This window comes from Curtobacterium herbarum (genome assembly GCF_016907335.1).
Lineage (GTDB): Bacteria > Actinomycetota > Actinomycetes > Actinomycetales > Microbacteriaceae > Curtobacterium > Curtobacterium herbarum.
Window position 1 is genome coordinate 2,517,276 of the sequence record NZ_JAFBBT010000001.1, and the last position, 18,926, is coordinate 2,536,201.

General features: G+C 71.0%; 15 protein-coding genes, 1 tRNA gene and 1 riboswitch. Of the genes, 10 read left to right on the plus strand and 6 right to left on the minus strand.

Annotated elements, in window-relative coordinates:
• The first annotated feature begins 207 nt into the window (after positions 1 to 207).
• The 3 genes from orn (at position 208) to JOD51_RS12000 (ending at position 1,595) form a co-directional block, all read left to right on the plus strand.
• Positions 208 to 906, plus strand: a complete 699-nt coding sequence (orn, locus tag JOD51_RS11990) for an oligoribonuclease (protein ID WP_204608774.1) — start codon at positions 208 to 210, stop codon at positions 904 to 906.
• A 73-nt stretch (positions 907 to 979) separates the two neighbouring features.
• A tRNA-His gene (locus tag JOD51_RS11995) sits at positions 980 to 1,055 on the plus strand.
• A 195-nt stretch (positions 1,056 to 1,250) separates the two neighbouring features.
• Positions 1,251 to 1,595 (plus strand): metallopeptidase family protein, encoded by a 345-nt coding sequence (locus JOD51_RS12000; RefSeq protein ID WP_204608776.1) that lies wholly within the window; start codon positions 1,251 to 1,253, stop codon positions 1,593 to 1,595.
• A gap of 28 nt (positions 1,596 to 1,623) precedes the next feature.
• Here JOD51_RS12000 and JOD51_RS12005 read toward each other — a convergent pair whose 3' ends face one another.
• From JOD51_RS12005 to JOD51_RS12030, 5 genes are all read right to left on the minus strand, one after another.
• A complete protein-coding gene (locus tag JOD51_RS12005; protein ID WP_259557814.1) occupies positions 1,624 to 2,223 on the minus strand; it encodes a nucleoside/nucleotide kinase family protein in 600 nt (199 codons plus the stop codon).
• The gene (locus tag JOD51_RS12010; protein ID WP_204608778.1) at positions 2,216 to 3,022 is read right to left on the minus strand and encodes an energy-coupling factor transporter transmembrane component T family protein; all 807 of its coding nucleotides are present in this window, start codon (positions 3,020 to 3,022) and stop codon (positions 2,216 to 2,218) included. The genes JOD51_RS12005 and JOD51_RS12010 overlap by 8 nt, the downstream gene beginning before the upstream one ends.
• Complete coding sequence (locus JOD51_RS17395) at positions 3,019 to 5,013, minus strand: ABC transporter ATP-binding protein (RefSeq protein ID WP_259557810.1); 1,995 nt, start codon at positions 5,011 to 5,013, stop codon at positions 3,019 to 3,021. Before JOD51_RS17395 ends, JOD51_RS12010 begins: the two co-directional genes overlap by 4 nt.
• Positions 5,010 to 5,657, minus strand: coding sequence for an ECF transporter S component (locus tag JOD51_RS12025; protein ID WP_204608780.1), 648 nt, complete (start codon positions 5,655 to 5,657; stop codon positions 5,010 to 5,012). The genes JOD51_RS17395 and JOD51_RS12025 overlap by 4 nt, the downstream gene beginning before the upstream one ends.
• Positions 5,652 to 5,762: riboswitch (TPP riboswitch) on the minus strand. (Overlaps the previous gene by 6 nt.)
• A 65-nt stretch (positions 5,763 to 5,827) precedes the next feature.
• Complete coding sequence (locus tag JOD51_RS12030) at positions 5,828 to 6,157, minus strand: hypothetical protein (RefSeq protein ID WP_204608782.1); 330 nt, start codon at positions 6,155 to 6,157, stop codon at positions 5,828 to 5,830.
• 212 nt (positions 6,158 to 6,369) lie between these two features.
• On the opposite strand from JOD51_RS12030, the gene glgX reads away from it, so the two are divergent.
• Genes glgX through treZ form a run of 3 tightly spaced genes read left to right on the plus strand, consistent with a single transcriptional unit; the run spans position 6,370 to position 13,048 of the window.
• Positions 6,370 to 8,763: a glycogen debranching protein GlgX gene (gene glgX, locus JOD51_RS12035; protein WP_204608784.1), complete on the plus strand. Its 2,394-nt coding sequence runs from the start codon at positions 6,370 to 6,372 to the stop codon at positions 8,761 to 8,763.
• A complete protein-coding gene (gene treY / locus JOD51_RS12040; protein WP_204608785.1) occupies positions 8,760 to 11,297 on the plus strand; it encodes a malto-oligosyltrehalose synthase in 2,538 nt (845 codons plus the stop codon). Before glgX ends, treY begins: the two co-directional genes overlap by 4 nt.
• Positions 11,294 to 13,048 (plus strand): malto-oligosyltrehalose trehalohydrolase, encoded by a 1,755-nt coding sequence (treZ, locus tag JOD51_RS12045; protein ID WP_204608787.1) that lies wholly within the window; start codon positions 11,294 to 11,296, stop codon positions 13,046 to 13,048. The genes treY and treZ overlap by 4 nt, the downstream gene beginning before the upstream one ends.
• Before the next feature lie 113 nt (positions 13,049 to 13,161).
• Here treZ and JOD51_RS12050 read toward each other — a convergent pair whose 3' ends face one another.
• A complete protein-coding gene (locus JOD51_RS12050; RefSeq protein WP_204608789.1) occupies positions 13,162 to 14,166 on the minus strand; it encodes an aldo/keto reductase family protein in 1,005 nt (334 codons plus the stop codon).
• An 863-nt stretch (positions 14,167 to 15,029) separates the two neighbouring features.
• On the opposite strand from JOD51_RS12050, the gene JOD51_RS12055 reads away from it, so the two are divergent.
• The 4 genes from JOD51_RS12055 (at position 15,030) to JOD51_RS12070 (ending at position 18,598) form a co-directional block, all read left to right on the plus strand.
• Entirely contained in the window at positions 15,030 to 15,593 is a 564-nt protein-coding gene (locus JOD51_RS12055) for a putative endonuclease domain-containing protein (RefSeq protein ID WP_204608790.1), read from the plus strand.
• A gap of 129 nt (positions 15,594 to 15,722) precedes the next feature.
• Complete coding sequence (locus JOD51_RS12060) at positions 15,723 to 16,283, plus strand: YceI family protein (protein ID WP_204608791.1); 561 nt, start codon at positions 15,723 to 15,725, stop codon at positions 16,281 to 16,283.
• Between the two features lie 471 nt (positions 16,284 to 16,754).
• Entirely contained in the window at positions 16,755 to 17,321 is a 567-nt protein-coding gene (locus JOD51_RS12065; RefSeq protein WP_204608792.1) for a TIGR03086 family metal-binding protein, read from the plus strand.
• Between the two features lie 275 nt (positions 17,322 to 17,596).
• Positions 17,597 to 18,598: an aldo/keto reductase gene (locus tag JOD51_RS12070; RefSeq protein ID WP_204608794.1), complete on the plus strand. Its 1,002-nt coding sequence runs from the start codon at positions 17,597 to 17,599 to the stop codon at positions 18,596 to 18,598.
• Positions 18,599 to 18,926: the final 328 nt, after the last annotated feature.

Consider the following 18,926-nt stretch of genomic DNA (forward strand, 5'->3'; position numbering starts at 1 on the left):
ACGGGAGGCACGTGACCTGTCCGGCGGACCGGTCACGGGCCTCCCGTCCGGGCTCCGCAGCAGCGAGCGGGCGGAAGACCGACGGCGAACGCGAGCGGACGCCGGTGTTCCGCCCGCTCGCGCCCGGGGCAGCGGCGTCCCCCGTGCCGTCCGAGGTGCGATCCACAGGAGCCGCGGGGCGTCGGTGCGCGGAAGTAGGATCGCTGTATGTCTGCCGCGAATGACCGCCTCGTCTGGATCGACTGTGAGATGACGGGGCTCGACGTCGATGTCGATGAGCTCGTCGAGGTGGCGGTGGTCATCACGGACTTCGACCTCAACCCCGTGCACCCGGGGTTCGACATCGTTATCAAGCCGGACCAGTCGGCGCTCGACAACATGAACGACTTCGTCACGAAGATGCACACCACGTCGGGCCTCATCGAGGAGATCCCGAACGGTGTGTCCCTGGCGGACGCCGAGTACCAGGTCCTCGAGTACATCCTCGCCCACGTCCCCGCCGAGGGCACGGCTCCTTTGGCCGGCAACACCATCGGCACGGACCGCGCGTTCCTGGCGAAGTACATGCCGCGCATCGACAGCCACCTGCACTACCGCAGCGTCGACGTCTCGAGCATCAAGGAACTGTGCCGACGCTGGTTCCCGCGCGTGTACTTCAACTCCCCCGAGAAGCACGGCGGACACCGCGCCCTCGCCGACATCCTCGAGTCGATCCGCGAGCTCGAGTACTACCGCCGCGCGGGGTTCACGCCCGAGCCCGGGCCCGCCAGCGAGGACGTCAAGGCCGTCGCAGCCGAGGTCGTCGCGAAGTGGGAGTCCCGCCTGGCGCCGCAGTCCACCCCGGAGCCGGTGTCGGCCTCGACACCCGAGGTCGCACCGCAGGGCGCCGCGCAGGTCGCCGACTAGGGATCGTGGTCTGGGCAGGCCTCCGGATGTACTACAATCGAGTGGTTGCTCCGGCTCGCCGGACTGACGCATGGTGGGTATAGCTCAGCTGGTAGAGCGCCTGGTTGTGGTCCAGGAGGTCGCGGGTTCAAGCCCCGTTACTCACCCCAGTCTCCGAAAGCCCTCGTCCGATGGACGGGGGCTTTCGTCATGAGGCGATGTCCGATCGCGTGCCGTCCGGCCCGACCGCTCTCGAGCGCCGTCCGGCCCGGGCGCTCTCGTGTGCACCGCGTGGCACGGCAGACCCGGGGCGACCATCCACCGGCCAGGACACGTCCGGCCAGCTGTGCCACGATCCTCCCGTGATGGAGATGTCGACCGCGGACTTCGAGCAGCTCGTGACCGATGAACTCGACCTCCTGCCCGACGACATGGTCGACGGGCTCGACAACGTCGTCTTCGTGGTCGAGGACGAGCCCGAAGACGGCTCCGACCTGTTCGGCATCTACGACGGCGTCGCCCAGACCGAGCGCGGCCAGTACGGCTTCGGCGAGCTGCCGGACCGGATCGTCGTCTTCCGGAAGCAGCACCTGCTCGAGTGCGACACGCTGGACGAGCTCAAGGACGAGGTGCACACCACCCTGGTGCACGAGATCGGCCACTTCTACGGCATCGACGACGACCGGCTGCACGAGCTCGGCTGGGCGTAGCACGCGGGCGAGGCCGGGCCGGGCCGGGCTAGGAGCGCAGGACCTCGTCGGCGAGGGTCTGTGGCATCTCGGACGCGATGAACGCCTCCTCCTGCCGTGCCCACCGATCCCACTGCCGCGCGAACACCTCACCATCGCGGTCGAGCGCACGGCGGCGACGCTCGCCCTCTTCCGCGGTCAACCACACGCGGAAGCTCGCGAGCGGGGCCGACGCGCGGGACAACGCGCCGCATCCCTCGATGACGAGCGGCGCGGCGGCGTCCAGCGGCACCCAGTCGGCGGGCTCGGATCGCCCCCAGTCCCACCGTCGGTAGCCGGAGGGCACCCCGAGCACGTCCCGCACGACGGCGTCGGCGGCTGCCTGGAGGCCGTCCCACCCCGGGTAGACATCGTCCAGGTGGACGATGGTCGCGTCGAGTTCCCCCGCGAGCGCGGTGCCGAGCGTCGTCTTGCCGGTCCCGGAGCGTCCGTCCACGAGGACGACGAGACGGCCGTTCCGACCGCTTCGGTACGCCGACCGGGCGCGGGAGGCGAGCGCGCGGGTCGCGAGCGCAGGGGTCGAGGTGATCCGTGCCTCCAGTCCGTTCCCCGCCGGGCCAGGCGCAGCCGGCGCGTCCGTCTCAGACACGCCAGGTCCCCGCGAGGACGGCGGCGACCACCGCGACCGCGCCGATGCCGAGCAGGACGCCGACCATCGCCCACTCGGGTCCGGCGAACCGCACCGGACGCGCCCACGTGCGTCGGCCGGGCGCGCCTAACCCGCGGGACTCCATCGCGACCGCGAGCGTCGTCGCCCGACGCAGCGCGACGACGAGCAGCCCGAACGCCATCGACAGGCCGCGACGGAGGCGCCCGCTGTCCGCCACACCCCGGGCGCGCCGCGCCATCGCGAGCTGGCGCCAGTCATCGCCGAGCAGGGTCATCATGCGGATGGCCGCGAGGGCACCGAGGACGAAGCGCGCCGGCAGCCGGAGGATCTGCGCGAGCCCGTCCGCCAGGTCCGTCACGTCGGTCCGGATGAACAGGACGATGCCGGGGATGCCGACGGCGAGGACGCGCAGCATCGTCGCGAGCGCGAGCTGCAGGGACCCGTCGGTGACGTGCGCGAAGGCGAAGTCGAACCAGACACGCCCGGAGGGTTGTCCGTAGAGGGCGATGCTCATGCCGGCCAGCGGGACGGCGACCAGGACCGGGGACGTCCGGAGGAGCAGGGTTCGGACCGGGATCCGGAGCACCGGCAGCAGCGCCAGTTCGAGCAACAAGGCCGCCGTTGCGGACACCAGGTCGAGGCTGAGCACCAGGACGACGCCCAGGGCGATCACCCCGAGCAACGACGCCACCGGCTGCACGGCAGCGACGCCACGCCCGGGACGGACGGGAGGCTCGACACCGGTCCGACCGTTCGCTGCGGTCGCCGGGGCGGTCACCGGGCCTCCTCCGCGGACGCGATGACCGGCGCTGCCGGGGTCAGGCCGTCCGCGCGGAGGACGACCTCGTCGGCGTCGAGCGCTCGGACGAGGTCGCGGTCGTGCGTGACCACGACGACGGCTGTCCCGGCGTCGGCGAGTGCTCCGAGATGCTCGACGACGGCGCTCCACGTGGCTCGGTCCTGACCGGACGTCGGCTCATCGAGGACGAGGACCGGCGGGCGTGTCGCGATGACTGCGGCCAGCGCGAGTCGCCGTTGCTCGCCGCCCGAGAGGGTGAACGGGTTCGCCTCCGCGAGGTGGTCGAGCCGGAAGGTGTCGAGCAGCCCGGTGACCCGCTCCTCGATCTCGGCAGCGGGCATCCCGAGCGCGGCGGGGCCGGCGACGAGCTCCTCGCGGACGGAGCGCGCGATGAACTGGTGCTCCGGGTCCTGGAAGACGGTGCCGATGCGGGCGGCGAGCTCGCGGCTCGTCCAGGTGTGCGGGGCTGTGCCGCTCGGACCGTTCGTGCCGACGAGGTCCGGGGTGGCGTCGAGGGTGCCGCCAGCGGGACGGAGGAGTCCGGCGAGGGTGAGGCCGAGCGTGCTCTTGCCCACGCCGTTCGGCCCCGTGACGGCGAGCACCTGTCCACTCCGGACCTCGAGGTCGATGTCGCGACCGATGTGGTGCGCCCGGTCGAGGGCGCGCCGTCGGGAACTCCGGCCGGAGCCCCGGGTCCCGCCCCGGCTCGCGCTCCGGCTGGTCGCCAGCTCGCACGCCCGGAGCAGCGGCGTCCCACCGGGGGTGGGTCGAGCCTCCAGCCCGGCCGCCCCCGGCGCGAACGGGCGGAACACCGGGGTCGCGCGCTCGGAGTGCCCTGGCATCTCGCCCGCTCGCGCAGGGCGCACCCCCGCCGGGTCGGTCCCGACGCCGAGCGGGCGGAATCCCCCGCCGCCGGCCGTACCCGTCCCTGGCATTTCGCCCGCTCGCGGAGCGCGCACCCCCGCCGGGTCGGCCCCGACGCCGAGCGGGCGGAATCCCCCGCCGCCGGCCGTACCCGTCCCTGGCATTTCGCCCGCTCGCGCAGCGCGCACCCCCTCGGGGTCGGCCCCGACGCCGAGCGGGCGGAATCCCTCGCCGCCGGCCGTACCCGTCCCTGGCATTTCGCCCGCTCGCGCAGCGCGGCGGAGAGCAGGGCCGCGAGCGCCACTCCGCGCGGAACCCTGTGCGGGCTCGGACCCCGGGATCCACACTCCGCCTCGTTCGAGCGCTTCGCCGTGCGCAGCGAGCACCGCGTCGGGCGGCCCGTCGGCGACGACCCCACCGCCGGGCTCGAGCAACACCAACCGGTCGACGAGGTCGAGCCACGTCCCGATGCGGTGCTCGACCACGAGGAACGTCGCGCCGGTGTCGTCGAGGAGTGCTCGGACGGCCTCGTGTACCTGGACGACACCGGTCGGGTCGAGGTTCGCGCACGGTTCGTCGAGCACGAGGGCACCCGGACGCATCGCCAGCACTCCGGCGAGCGCCAGCCGTTGCCGCTGCCCGCCGGAGAGCTTCGTGGTGGAGCGGTCGAGCGGCAGGTCGAGCCCGACGACGTCGAGTGCGTGCTGGACGCGGGGCCAGATCTCGACGCGCAGGACACCGAGGTTCTCGCATCCGAACGCCACGTCGTCGCCGATCCGGGACATCACGGTGTGCGCCTCGGGGTCCTGCATGACCAGGCCGACGCGGCCCCGGACGGTTCGTGGTTCGGCACCGTCGACGAGGACGGTTCCCTCAGCCGAGGCCGCGGTGTCGTCACTGTCGGCCGGGTCGTCGGCCAACACACCGGCCGCTGCGCGCAGGAGTGTCGACTTCCCGGCACCGGACGGACCGACGACGGCGACACGCTCGCCCGGCTGGAGGTCGAGTTCGACGTTCCGGACGGCCCAGGCCTGCCGTTCCGGGTACCGCCAGCCCCACCGTCGGAAGGCGATGTGCGCCGGACCGGAGGGCACGCCGGTCGTCACGCGACGGAGGCTCGTGGTCGGCGCCCGTGCTCCCGTCCGGCCGCGAAGGACGACAGCACGCCGGTCCGTGCGAGGGCGCGGACGAGCAACCAGGATCCGATGCCCGAGATCACGACGCCGGACACGATCGCGCAGATGACGTACGTCGCCTGGAACGCTGCCGTCGCGCCCGCGTAGTAGCGGAACGCGTCGTTCAGTCCGAGTGCGAGGCCGGTCGCAGCTCCGGCGAGCATGACCACCGGCAGCTTCCAGACCCGGTAGAGGAACAGTGCGAGGACGATCTCGGCGCCGATGCCCTGGACCAGACCGGAGAGCAGGGTGCCCCACCCCCACTGCGTGCCGAGCATCGCCTCGACGGACGCGGCGACGATCTCGCCGAAGAGTGCTGCGCCGGGCTTGCGGACGACGATGGCGACGAGCGGTCCGGCGAGCAACCAGACGCCGCCGACCAACGCCTGGGATCCGGGCAGGAGCAGTCCGAGGCCCGCTCCGATCGGCTCGTAGGCCACGTCCCAGAGCTTGAAGACGACCCCGACGGCGACCGCGAGGACCGCGGCGACGACGATGTCGATGACCCGCCAGCGCAGTGAGCGCTTCGAGACGGGACGTTCGATGGACGATCCGGTGGGTGCACCAGTGGACATCGCGATGACTCCTCCCTGCGCCGGCATGATCCGGATCAGGTTCGACGGTCGGAGCGCGGTTCGCTCCCTCTCAGCCCGCTCTGGCGGACTCCCGTGTGTGTCCCAGCAGTGTACCCACCGGACAGGAGGTCCGTGGTCTCGTGACCACGGGCCTCCTGTCCGTCAGGTGGTCACTTCTTGAGCGCGCGGATGAGCTTGACGAGCACCTTGCCGGCGACCCAGATGACCGGGATGCTGACGGTGAGGAGTGAGATGACGTTCGGCTCGAAGGTGAGGTCCTGCCCGGGGCGGCGGACGTAGGCGCCGACCGGCAGCGCGACGGCACCACCGCCACCACCGCCGGCGCCGTCCTCATCGGCGTCGGACCCGCCGCCGAAGCCGTACCAGTTGACGGAGACGGGGATCAGCGTGCTGTCCCCGACCTCCACCGGGTCGCCGTAGTTCGAGGCGACTCCGACGGGCCGCACCTTGTCTGCGATCTGCGTGACGATGTTGGTCATGGCGGCGACGCTACTCCGCGGGCTCTGCCTGCCGGACCGGCCATGACGAACTGTGGAGGAACACCGTCCTCGACCGTCGTGTGCAGGAGTGGTCCGGCTCCTCCGACGAGGGCCTGTGGAGAGCCGCAACGGTCCACAGTTCGGGCCTGCGGGTCGGACATCACAGCGGGTCGCCGATACGTTGGCCCAGTTCATCTCTCCTGGAGGCACGTTTGCACACCTGGCCCGGCAACCCCTACCCGCTCGGCGCGACCTACGACGGCAGCGGCACGAACTTCGCCGTGTTCAGCGAGGTCGCCGAAGGGGTCGAGCTCTGCCTGTTCGATGCCGACGGGACCGAAGAGCGAGTCCGCCTCGTCGAGGTCGACGCGCACGTCTGGCACGCTTACCTGCCCACCGTCGGCCCGGGGCAGGAGTACGGCTTCCGCGTCCACGCCCCGTACGACCCGGCGAACGGCGTCCGGTCGAACCCGGCGAAGCTCCTGCTCGACCCGTACGCGAAGGCGACGAGCGGCGACATCGACTGGGACCAGTCCCTGTTCTCGTACACGTTCGGCGACCCCGACTCGACGAACGACGAGGACTCCGCGTCCCACATGGTGAAGGGCGTGGTGATCAACCCGTTCTTCGACTGGCAGGGCGACCGCGCGCCCCGCATCCCCTACGGCGAGACCATCATCTACGAGGCACACGTCAAGGGCCTCACCGAGACGCACCCCGACGTGCCGGAGGACCAGCGCGGCACCTACGCCGGTGTCTCACACCCGGCGGTCATCGAGCACCTCAAGCGCCTCGGCGTGACGACGCTCGAGCTCATGCCCGTGCACCAGTTCGTGAACGACTCGACGCTGCAGGACAAGGGGCTGTCGAACTACTGGGGCTACAACACCATCGGGTTCTTCGCGCCGCACTCGCACTACTCGTCGTCGGGCGACGGCGGGCAGCAGGTGCAGGAGTTCAAGACCATGGTGCGCGAGCTGCACCGGGCCGGCATCGAGGTCGTCATCGACGTCGTCTACAACCACACCGCCGAGGGCAACCACCTCGGCCCGACACTGTCCTTCCGCGGCCTCGACAACGCCGCCTACTACCGCCTGATGGACGACGACAAGCGGTACTACATGGACGTCACGGGGACCGGCAACTCCCTGAATGTCGGACACCCGCACTCGCTGCAGCTGATCATGGACTCCCTCCGCTACTGGGTGACCGAGATGCACGTGGACGGCTTCCGGTTCGACCTGGCAGCAGCCCTCGCGCGCGAGTTCTACGAGGTCGACCGGCTCTCCGCGTTCTTCGAACTGGTCCAGCAGGACCCGATCGTGTCGCAGGTGAAGCTCATCGCCGAACCGTGGGACGTCGGCCCCGGCGGCTACCAGGTCGGCAACTTCCCGCCGCAGTGGTCGGAGTGGAACGGCAAGTACCGCGACACGGTCCGTGACTTCTGGCGTGGCGAGCCCTCCACGTTGGGTGAGTTCGCGTCGCGTATCTCGGGGTCCGCGGACCTGTACGAGCACGACGGCCGCACGCCCAAGGCGAGCATCAACTTCATCACCGCGCACGACGGTTTCACGCTGTACGACCTGGTCGCCTACAACGAGAAGCACAACGACGCCAACGGCGAGGACAACAACGACGGCGAGAGCCACAACCGATCGTGGAACTCGGGTGCTGAAGGCCCCACCGACGACCCCGAGGTGAACGCGCTCCGCCTGCAGCGCCGCCGGAACTTCATCGCCACCCTGCTGCTGAGCCAGGGCGTGCCGATGATCGCCCACGGTGACGAACTCGGCCGCACCCAGCAGGGCAACAACAACGTCTACGCGCAGGACTCCGAACTGAGCTGGATCGACTGGGCGACCGCCGACGACGACCTCATCCAGTTCACCGCCGACGTCGTCAAGCTCCGTCACGACCACCCGACGTTCCGACGGACCCGCTACTTCAACGGCCGTCCGGTCCGCCGGGGCGAGGGCGAACCGCTGCCCGACGTGGTGTGGCTGACCCCGGCCGGCGACGCCATGCAGCCGGAAGAGTGGGACTCGGGCTTCGGCAAGAGCGTCGGCATGTACCTGAACGGCGAGGGCATCCGCGGACGCGACGCCCGCGGTGAACGGGTCACCGACGTGGCCTTCCTGACGTACTTCAACGCGCACGACGGCGTGGTGACGTTCACGTTGCCGCCCGAGGAGTACTCCCCGGGGTGGACCGTCCGCATCGACACCGCCGAGCCCGGTGCCCGGGACGAGGTCCTCGAGGCCGGAGACGCGCTCGACGTCCCCGCACGCTCGATGATCGTCCTCCGCGCAGAGCCCGAGCACGAGATCCAGCGGACACCGGTCGACACGACGACGAACACCACGGCCGACCCGTCCGCGGACGCCGCCGTGCCGGCCGACCCGGACCACCCGGCAGCGACGCCCGCGAACCCCGCCGCCTCGGCGACGCCGAGCGCGGCCGGGACGCCCGGAGCCTCCGGCGTGACGAGCGTGACGAGCACGACGAGCGGCAGCACGACCAGCACGCCCGATGGAGCCGGAGCCCCGGCGACGACCGACACCACCTCCGAGACGCCCGCCTCTGACACCCCTGGGAGTGCCGCATGACCCGCCGGAACCCGACCTCGACCTACCGCCTCCAGGTCACCGCCGACTTCGACCTGAGCGCTGCGCAGGACGTCGTCGACTACGTCCGTGACCTCGGCGCCGACTGGCTGTACCTGTCGCCCGTGCTGCAGGCCGAGCCCGGCTCCGGTCACGGCTACGACGTCGTGGACCACACGCACGTCGACACGGACCGTGGCGGCGACGACGCCCTCCGCGCCCTCGCCGAAGCCGCGCACGCGGCGGGGCTCGGCGTCCTGGTCGACGTCGTCCCGAACCACGTCGGCGTCGCGACCCCGGCAGTGAACCCGTGGTGGTGGTCGCTCCTCGAGCACGGCCAGGAGTCCCCGGTCGCGTGGGCGTTCGACATCGACTGGGCCGCCGGTGACGGCCGCGTCCGCATCCCGGTGCTCGACGACCGTCTGCTCGACGCCGTCACCCTCGACACGGGCAGCGCGGACGGCGGGTCCCCGCGTCTGCTGGTCGGCGAGACCGAGTACCCGACCGCGCCCGGCACCGTGCACGACGGCGACGACGTCGCGGCCGTGCACGCCCGGCAGCACTACGAGTTCGTGCACTGGAAGCGCGCCGACTCCGAGCTGAACTACCGCCGCTTCTTCGCGGTGAACACCCTCGCCGCGATCCGTGTCGAGGAGCCCGAGGTCTTCGCCGCATCGCACAGCGTCATCGGCTCCTGGTTCCGGGACGGGCTGGTCGACGGCCTGCGCATCGACCACCCGGACGGGCTCTACGACCCGGCCGGCTACCTCGACGACCTCGCTGACCTGACGGGCGGCGCGTACACCCTCGTCGAGAAGATCCTCGAGCCGGGCGAGCTGCTGCCGTCGTCCTGGCCGGTGGACGGCACGACCGGCTACGACGCCCTCGGGTTCATCGACCGGGTGTTCGTCGACCCGGCCGGCGAGCACGCCCTCACGGCCCTCGAGGACCGGCTGCGCGGCGGACACGTCGCGTGGCAGGACCTCACACACGGCACACGTCGCGGGATCGCCGACGGCATCCTGAACAGCGAGGTCCGACGCCTGGCGCGCCTCCTGGTCGTCGACCCGGCCGTCCAGGGTGGCGGCGCCGACGTGGCCGAGGAGCGCATCGTCGACGCCGTCGCGGAGATCGTGGCGAGCTTCGAGGTGTACCGCACCTACCTGCCGGAGGGCATCCACCACCTGATCGCGGCACTCGAGGTCGCAGCGGAGGCCCGCCCCGACCTGGTCGACGTCATCGACCGGATCGCACCGGCCCTCTGCGACGCGGACAACGCCGCCGCGATCCGCCTGCAGCAGACCAGCGGCATGGTGATGGCGAAGGGCGTCGAGGACACCGCGTTCTACCGGACCTCGCGCCTGTCGTCCCTGAGCGAGGTGGGCGGCGACCCGAGCGTGTTCTCGGTCACCCTCGACGAGTTCCACGCCGCCCAGCGCGAGCGGCTCGCCAGCTGGCCGCACGCCATGACGACGCTGACCACCCACGACACCAAGCGCAGCGAGGACACCCGTGCCCGCATCGCCGTCCTCGCCGAACTCGGCGAGGAGTGGACGGCGGCCTTCGACCGTCTCAACGCGCTCGCTCCGCTCGAGGACGGCGTCTTCGCCAACCTGCTCTGGCAGGCGATCGTCGGGGCACGCCCGGCCTCACGTGAGCGCCTGCACGCCTACGCCGAGAAGGCGTCGCGCGAAGCCGGCGACAGCACGACGTGGACCGAGCCGAACGAGTCCTTCGAGCAGCAGATGCACGCCCTGGTCGACGCCGCGTTCGACGACCCGGCCGTGGTCGCCGAGCTCGACGCCATCGACGAGCGGATCGACGCGGCGGGCTGGTCGAACGGTCTCGGCGCGAAGATCCTGCAGCTCACCGCACCCGGTGTGCCGGACGTCTACCAGGGCACGGAAGCCTGGGACCGTTCGCTCGTCGACCCGGACAACCGACGGCCCGTGGACTACGCCGAACGCCGTCACGTCCTGGCCTCGCTCGACGGCGCCGACGACGACGGCCCGGACGCCCTGCCCGGCATCGACCTCGGGGCCGCGGCGAAGACCCTCGTCACCAGCCGTGCCCTCCGTGTCCGTCGCGACCACCCGGAGCTGTTCTCTCGGTACGTCCCGCTCGACGCGACCGGCCCGGCAGCAGACCACGTGGTCGCCTTCGACCGCGGCGGGGTCGTGACGGTCGCCACGCGACTGCCGCTGGGCCTCCAGTTGGTCGGTGGCTGGGCGGACACGCTCCTGCACGTCGTGCCGGTCGAGCGTGTCGACCTGCTGACCGGGAGGCGCTTCCCGGCCGATCGGGACCTCCTGCTCGACGAGGTCCTCACCGACTTCCCCGTCGCGCTGCTCGTGCCCGCCGACGTCGTCGACGGGGCCGGTCACGACGCCACGGACACCAGCACGTCCGACGTCAGCACGTCCGACGCCGGCACGACCAGCACAAGCACCAGCACCAGCACCAGCACCAGCACCAGCACCGATGACACCGAGACCGACGCGCAGGCCGAGGTCGAGATCCTGGAGGGTCACGCATGACCATTCCCGACCGCTACGGCGTCTGGGCCCCCGAACCCGAGAACGTCCGACTCGTCGTCGACGGCACCGAGCACCCGCTCACCCGCGGCGACGACGGCTGGTGGACGACCGACGAGGTCATGCCCGTCGTCGGCGCCCGGTACGGCTTCCGCATCGACGGGGACGACTCCGTCCGGCCCGACCCACGCAGCCGCTTCCAGCCGGAGGGCGTGCACGCCCCGTCCGAGGTCGTCGACCCGGCGCGGTTCACCTGGACCGACGACGCCTGGACCGGTCGTCCGGCCCGGGGCGGGGTCATCTACGAGATGCACATCGGCACCTACACGCCCGAAGGCACCCTCGACGCGGCGGCCGCGAAGCTCGAGCACCTCGTCGAACTCGGCGTGGAGTTCGTCGAGCTCCTGCCCGTCAACGGGGTCAACGGCGAGTGGAACTGGGGCTACGACGGGGTCGCGTGGTTCGCCGTGCACGCGCCGTACGGTGGTCCGGACGCCTACGACCGCTTCGTCGACCGGGCCCACGCGCTCGGTCTCGGCGTGATCCAGGACGTCGTCTACAACCACCTCGGACCCAGCGGGAACTACCTGCCGCTCTACGGCCCGTACCTGGTGCAGGGGCTCGCCAACACCTGGGGCGACTCCGTGAACGTCGAAGAGCCCGAGGTGCGCCGCTACGTCCTGGACAACGTCCGGATGTGGTTCCGCGACCACCACGTCGACGGCCTGCGCCTCGACGCCGTGCACGCGATCCGCGACACGACCCGCCCACACATCCTCGCCGAGATGGCCAGCGAGACCGATGCGTTCTCGTCGTTCGTCGGCAAGCCGCTGTCGTTGATCGCCGAATCCGACCTCAACGACCCGGTCATGTTCCGGCCGCGCGAGGCGTCTGGCTACGGTCTGGCCGGCCAGTGGTCCGACGACTTCCACCACGCCGTGCACGTCGCGGTCACCGGGGAGACGAACGGCTACTACGCCGACTTCGCTCCCCTGACCGCGCTGGCCAAGGTGCTCGACCAGGGCTTCTTCCACGACGGCACCTGGTCGTCGTTCCGCGGCAAGCGCCACGGACGGCCGATCGACCGTGGCACCTCGCCGACGACCGCGCTGGTCGTGGCGAACCAGAACCACGACCAGATCGGCAACCGCGCCGCCGGCGACCGGCTCGCTGCGACCGTGTCCGACGAGGGACTGGTCATCGCCGCGGCGCTCACCCTGCTCGGCCCGTTCACCCCGATGCTCTTCATGGGCGAGGAGTTCGCCGCCACCACGCCGTGGCAGTTCTTCACCTCGCACCCGGAGCCGGACCTCGGCAAGATCACCGCCGAGGGCCGGATCAAGGAGTTCGCCGAACACGGTTGGGACGAGTCGACCGTCCCGGACCCGCAGGACCCCACGACGTTCACCAACTCGAAGTTGGACTGGTCCGACGTCGAGTCTGAGCGCGGTGCGCGGATCCTCAACGCCTACCGGGTCCTCGTCGCGCTCCGCCGGACGGACGAGGCGTTCGTCGACCACCGGTACGAGGCGAACGCGGTCCGCTTCAGCGAGGACGAGCGGTGGCTGGTGCTGACCCGCGGGCTGCTCGGCCCCACGGCAGCCCCGGTGCACGTCGTCGTGAACCTGTCGGACGACCCGGCTGAGGTCCCGCTCGTCGGGGCCACCGGCGAGGTGCTGTTCAGCTTCGGGGACGCCGACTTCGACACCGACGGCGTCCGCTTCGCCGGCCGCGGACTCGTGGTGGTGCGCTGACACGCGCAGCAGCCTGACACGCGCAGCGTGCTGACCCGATCAGCCCTGTGACGGACGGGAGGCCCGGTACCAGCTGGTACCGGGCCTCCCGTCCGTCAGGCGGTGCGTTCCGCTCAGGCGGGACGCTGCGCCGGCGACACGTTCTTCGCCGTGTCGCGCTCCGGGATGTCCCCGAGTGCCTCGTCGATGCGCGCGATGGTGTCGGCATCGAGCTTCACGCCCGCGGCCTTCACGTTGTCGGTGACCTGCGACGGACGCGAGGCACCGACGATGGCGGACGCGACGTTCTCGTTCTGCAGGGTCCAGGCGATGGCGAGCTGCGCGAGCGTGAGCCCGGACTCGTCGGCGACCGGCTGGAGACGCTGGACGGCTTCGAGGACCTCGTCGCGCATGAACCGCTTGATCATGTCCGCGCCGCCCTTCTCGTCCGTGGCACGCGAACCCTCGGGAAGCGGCTGACCCGGCTTGTACTTGCCGGTGAGGACGCCCTGGGCGATCGGCGACCAAACGATCTGCGACAGGCCGAGCTGCTTCGAGGCGGGAACGACCTCGCCCTCGATGACGCGCCACAGCATCGAGTACTGCGGCTGGTTCGAGATGAGCTGGAAGCCGAGGCCCTTCGCGAGGGCGGCACCCGCACGGATCTGCTCGGCGGACCACTCGCTGACGCCGATGTACAGCGCCTTGCCCTGACGAACGACGTCCGCGAAGGCCTGCATGGTCTCTTCGAGTGGGGTCTCGTAGTCGTAGCGGTGTGCCTGGTAGAGGTCGACGTAGTCGGTCTGCAGGCGCTCGAGCGAACCGTCGATCGACTCCATGATGTGCTTGCGGCTGAGGCCGACGTCGTTGTGCCCCATCGGCCCGGTCGGCCAGTAGACCTTCGTGAAGACCTCGAGGGACTGTCGGCGCTCGCCCTTGAGTGCTTCGCCGAGGACGGTCTCAGCTGCCGTGTTGGCGTAGGTGTCCGCGGTGTCGAACGTGGTGATGCCGGCGTCGAGCGCTGCCCGCACGCACTGGGTGGCGACGTCGTTCTCGACCTGCGAGCCGTGCGTCAGCCAGTTGCCGTAGGTGATCTCCGAGATCTTGAGACCTGAGTTGCCGAGGTACCTGAATTCCATGGTCCCGACGCTACTGGAGTGAGCGCACACACGGGGAGGCCGTGGCAGTACCTGTGTACAGCTGGCTGCAGTGTCCGTGCTGTGGAGGAGCCTGCAGGCTCGCCCCGCGAGCGGGCCCTTCCGGCGGGCGGGCAGGCCGGCGGCTCCCGAGCGGGCGAAATGCCAGGGTGAAGGCCACTCGACGTCGTCGTTCTCGCCCGCTCGCCCTGTCGTCCGCCTCCACGCGCGGCAGCCCCCAGCCGCCAGCGGTCGCCGGACCCGTTAGCGGGCGAGATCGTGAGTGGGCGAGATACCGAACGCCCGCTGAGCTCCCCCCGACGCCCGTCCCGCGAGCGGGCGGAACACCGGAAGGATTCGCCCTGCACCGCCACGAATCCGCCCGGTCGCGCTCTGCGCTGTGTCCTGCACACGCGCTCCGCGCCCTGTCCTCCACATCGGGCTGGCGCTCGGATCTGTCCACACTGGAGGCCCGTCCCGCCCCCGGCACGCCGGCGCCGATCGAGCATGGACGCATGTCTCCGAGGACCCCGCTTCCCCCAGCCCTGCGACGGACTCCCTTCCGGGTGCGCCGCGCACTCCACATGGGCGTGCCGCGCGGACGACTCGATGCCCGGGACCTACGCCGCCCGTTCCACGGCATCCGATGTGCGGAGCACCCGCGAACGCCGGACGAACTCGCTCGGGCGCTCGCGCCGCGGCTCCGGGCCGACCAGGTCTTCAGCCACACGACCGCCGCGATGCTCCTCGGTGTTCCGCTGCCTCGCCGCCTCGAGCGCGACCCACGTCTCCACGTGACGACGATCGGGAAGGACCAGGCGCTTCGCGTCCGCGGTTCCGTGGGCCATCGGGCACGAGCTGGTTCCGTGCGCGTCGTCTGGATGCGTGGTGTACCGCTGACGCATCCGGCCGACACCTTCGCCGCACTCGCCCCGTTCCTGTCGCTGGACGAGCTCATCGTCGCCGGCGACGCCCTCGTGGGCTGGCTCGGATGGGTGACGCTGGCCGACCTCGCGGCCGTGGTCAGGCGGCGTCGGGGTTGTCGGGGTGTCGTGAAGCTCCGAGCCGCGCTTGCGGAGATCCGGTCGGGAGCTCGCTCCCCCGGGGAGACACGAGCGCGGCTCGTCCTGACGCGGGCCGGTCTCCCGCAACCCCTGCTGAACCACGACGTCGTGGTCGACGGACGGTGGATCGCCTGCGTCGACCTCGCCTACCCGGATGCGCGTGTCGCGATCGAGTACGAGAGCGACCTGCACCGGTCGGACCCGGCGACCTTCCGGAAGGACCTGACCCGGGGCGAACTTCTGAAGGACGAAGACTGGTGGTTGGTGCGGGCGACCGCAGACGACGTCGGGCCATCGGCATCGCGCTTCGTCGCGAGGATCAGTCGCCTGCTCGCTGTGGGACGAGCCGGCCGACATCGCCCATGAGCGACGCTTCAGTGAACAATGGTTGACGCTTCAACCAAAGGGATGCAGAATGGGCTACCATCAGGTTTGATGCAGGCGCATGCAACATAGCGCTCGCCCCATGACTCATCGCTCGAAGAAGGACACACCATGGCTCTCAACGCCTCCGCCATCCCCGGCTACGTCACCGGCACCTGGAAGCTCGACCCGACGCACTCCGAGGTCAGCTTCTCCGTCCGTCACCTCGCGATCAGCAAGGTCAAGGGCAAGTTCGAGCAGTTCGACGCGACCCTCGTGACCGCCGAGAACCCCCACGACACCAAGCTCGAGGCCTCGATCGACGTCTCCAGCATCAACACCAACCAGCCGCAGCGCGACCAGCACCTGGCGACCGGTGACTTCTTCCTCACCGAGGAGCACCCGCACATGACGTTCCGTTCGACCGGCATCCGCGAGGACGGCGACGACATGCTCATCGACGGCGAGCTCTCGCTGCGCGGCGTCACCAAGAACGTCACGCTGAAGACCGAGTTCGGCGGCGTCACCACCGACGGCTACGGCCAGACCAAGCTCGGCGCCGAGGCGACCACCAAGATCGACCGCACCGAGTTCGGCGTGAACTGGAACGCGGCGCTCGAGGCCGGCGGCTTCACCCTCGGCAACGACGTCACGATCAACCTCGACGTCCAGTTCGTTCTCCAGGCGGCCTGACCTCTCCCCCACACGAAGCCCCGGCGCCATCGGCGTCGGGGCTTCGTGCTGTCCGGACGTCTCGCGCGAGAGGCTGCGCCCGAGCCCTCTCTCCCGCTGAGCGGGCGGAACACCACGGTGTCCTCGCGCCCAGCCCTGGTATCTCGCCCACTCGCCCCGTCGCCCTCGCCCGGCCACGCTCGCCCGCGCACTTGTCCCCGCTCGCGCGCCCCGCCCGCACCCGCGCACTTGTCCCCGCTCGCGCGCCGCCGCGCGGACCGGGCGGAATCAGCCCGCACCGCCTCGTGCCCGGACCTCCGCGACGGCCGGTACCAGCGCCTCCCGTCACGCCGAGCGGTACCGTGAGGAACGCTCCGACGCCTCCGAGGGAATCCGCCCACTGACCGCGGAGTTGCACGCATCACCGCTGCACACGAAGCACGTCCGACGCGGTCGTCGGCACGTCGCTCGTCGACGAACAGGAGCACCCCGATGTCCACCGACTGGATCACGATGCAGACCCTCGCCGTGGCCGAGTTCGGCCGCCGTGTCGCCGCGGTCACCGACTGGGACGCACCGACCCCTGACTCCGAGTGGACGACGCGCGACCTCGTCGCACACGTGGTCGACGAGCAGCGGTGGATCCCGAAGCTGCTCACCGGGTGCGACCACGCGCAGGCCGCGGCAGATCTCGAGCCGATCGGCGACGACCTCCTCGCCGAGTGGGAACGGCACTCGAGCGCCGCCATCGAGGCGTGGCAGCGGGCACCGAAGGACACGCCTGTGCACCTGTCGACGGACGTGGTGCAGGCCGGCGAGTACCTCGCGGAGCAGACCAGCGACATCACGATCCACACGTGGGACCTGGCCCGTGCGACCGGGAGCGACGAGCACCTGCCCGACGAGCTCGTCGACGCGGTGTGGACGCACTTCGAACCGCAGATCCAGTCCCTCGCGGCGACCGGGCTGTACGCGGCTCCAGTGCAGGTGGACGACGATGCTCCTCTGCAGGTGCGCCTGCTCGCGGTGACCGGGCGAGATACCAGGGTCTCCGCCTGACACACCCGTCAGGAAAGCCCGCTCGCCCACCCGGGGAGCGGCTGGCCGCAGGCCGGCCCCGGCCCCGGCTCGCTCCGTCCCGGTCCCGTCCCGGTCCCGTCCCGTCCCGGTCTCGCTCCGATCCCGGCCCGGTCTCGCTCCGATCCCGACCGGGTCTCGCTCCGGTCCCGGCCCCGTCTCACTCCCGCCCCGCCCCGACCCGACGCAGCACCGCACACGAGACTCGCACCACCCGCACACCCACCCCCCAACACCCCGCCACGGAAGGACCCCACATGTCTGACACCCCCACCGTCCCGACAGTCCGCCTCGGCAACACCGGCCTCGAGATCTCGAGCGTCATCCTCGGCATGATGTCCTACGGCGACCCGTCGAAGGGCTCGCACGCGTGGAGCGTCGGCATCGACGAGGCCCGCCCCTTCGTCCACCGGGCCTTCGACGCCGGCATCACGACCTTCGACACCGCGAACGTGTACTCCGCGGGCAGCAGCGAGGAGATCACCGGCGAGCTCCTCAAGGAACTCGCTCCGCGCGAGGAGGTCCAGGTCTTCACGAAGGTCTTCAACCGGATGCGTCCCGGCCGGAACGGTGCCGGACTGTCCCGCGCGGCGATCGTACACGAGATCGACGCCTCGCTGACGCGCCTCGGCACCGACTACGTCGACCTGTACCAGATCCACCGTTTCGACCCGCTCACCCCGGTCGAGGAGACGATGGAGGCCCTCCACGACGTCGTCAAGTCCGGCAAGGCCCGCTACATCGGCGCGTCGAGCATGTGGGCGTGGCAGTTCGCCGAGATGCAGCACGTCGCCGAGCGCCACGGCTGGACGAAGTTCGTCGCGATGCAGGACCAGTACAACCTCCTCGAACGTGAGGAGGAGCGCGAGATGCACCCGTTCTGCACCCACACCGGCGTCGGCGTGATCCCGTGGAGCCCGCTCGCCCGTGGCAAGGTCACCCGGCCCTGGGACGCGCAAGGCTCCGGCTCGCGCGCCGACACCGACGAGTTCGGCAAGACGCTGTACCGCCAGGACGAGGACGCGAACCGCGCGATCGTCGAGGCCGTCAGCCAGGTCGCCGACGAGCGTGGCGCGAGCATGGCGCAGATCGCCCTCGCCTGGGTCGCCGGGAAGCCGGCCGTCTCGGCACCGATCATCGGCGCGACGAAGGAGCACCACATCGACGACGCGGTCGCCGCCACGGCGATCGAGCTGACCGACGACGAGGTCGCGCGACTCGAGCAGGCGTACACCCCGCGAGTGCCGTCCGGCTTCTGAGCCACCATCCGGACGGGAGGCGCGGTGCCAGCTGGCACCGCGCCTCCCGTCCGTCGTCTCTCCAGCCCCGCCGGGCGCTGCCCGATGTCCCGGCCAGCGCCCCGGACCGGCGAGCGGGCGGAACACCAGGGTTCCCCGGCGCGATCAGCCCCACATCCGCCCGTTCGCCGACGGGGTTCGTGCCCGCCCCGGCCGCCCCGCCGCGCCAGCTCCGCTGCGCGGTCGCCCAGCCGCCAGCCGGACGTCCCAGCGGCCCCGTCCCTCCTTCCCTCCCGAGGCGAGCGGGCGGAACACCAGGGATGCGCTCGGGGGCAGCGCGCATCTCGGC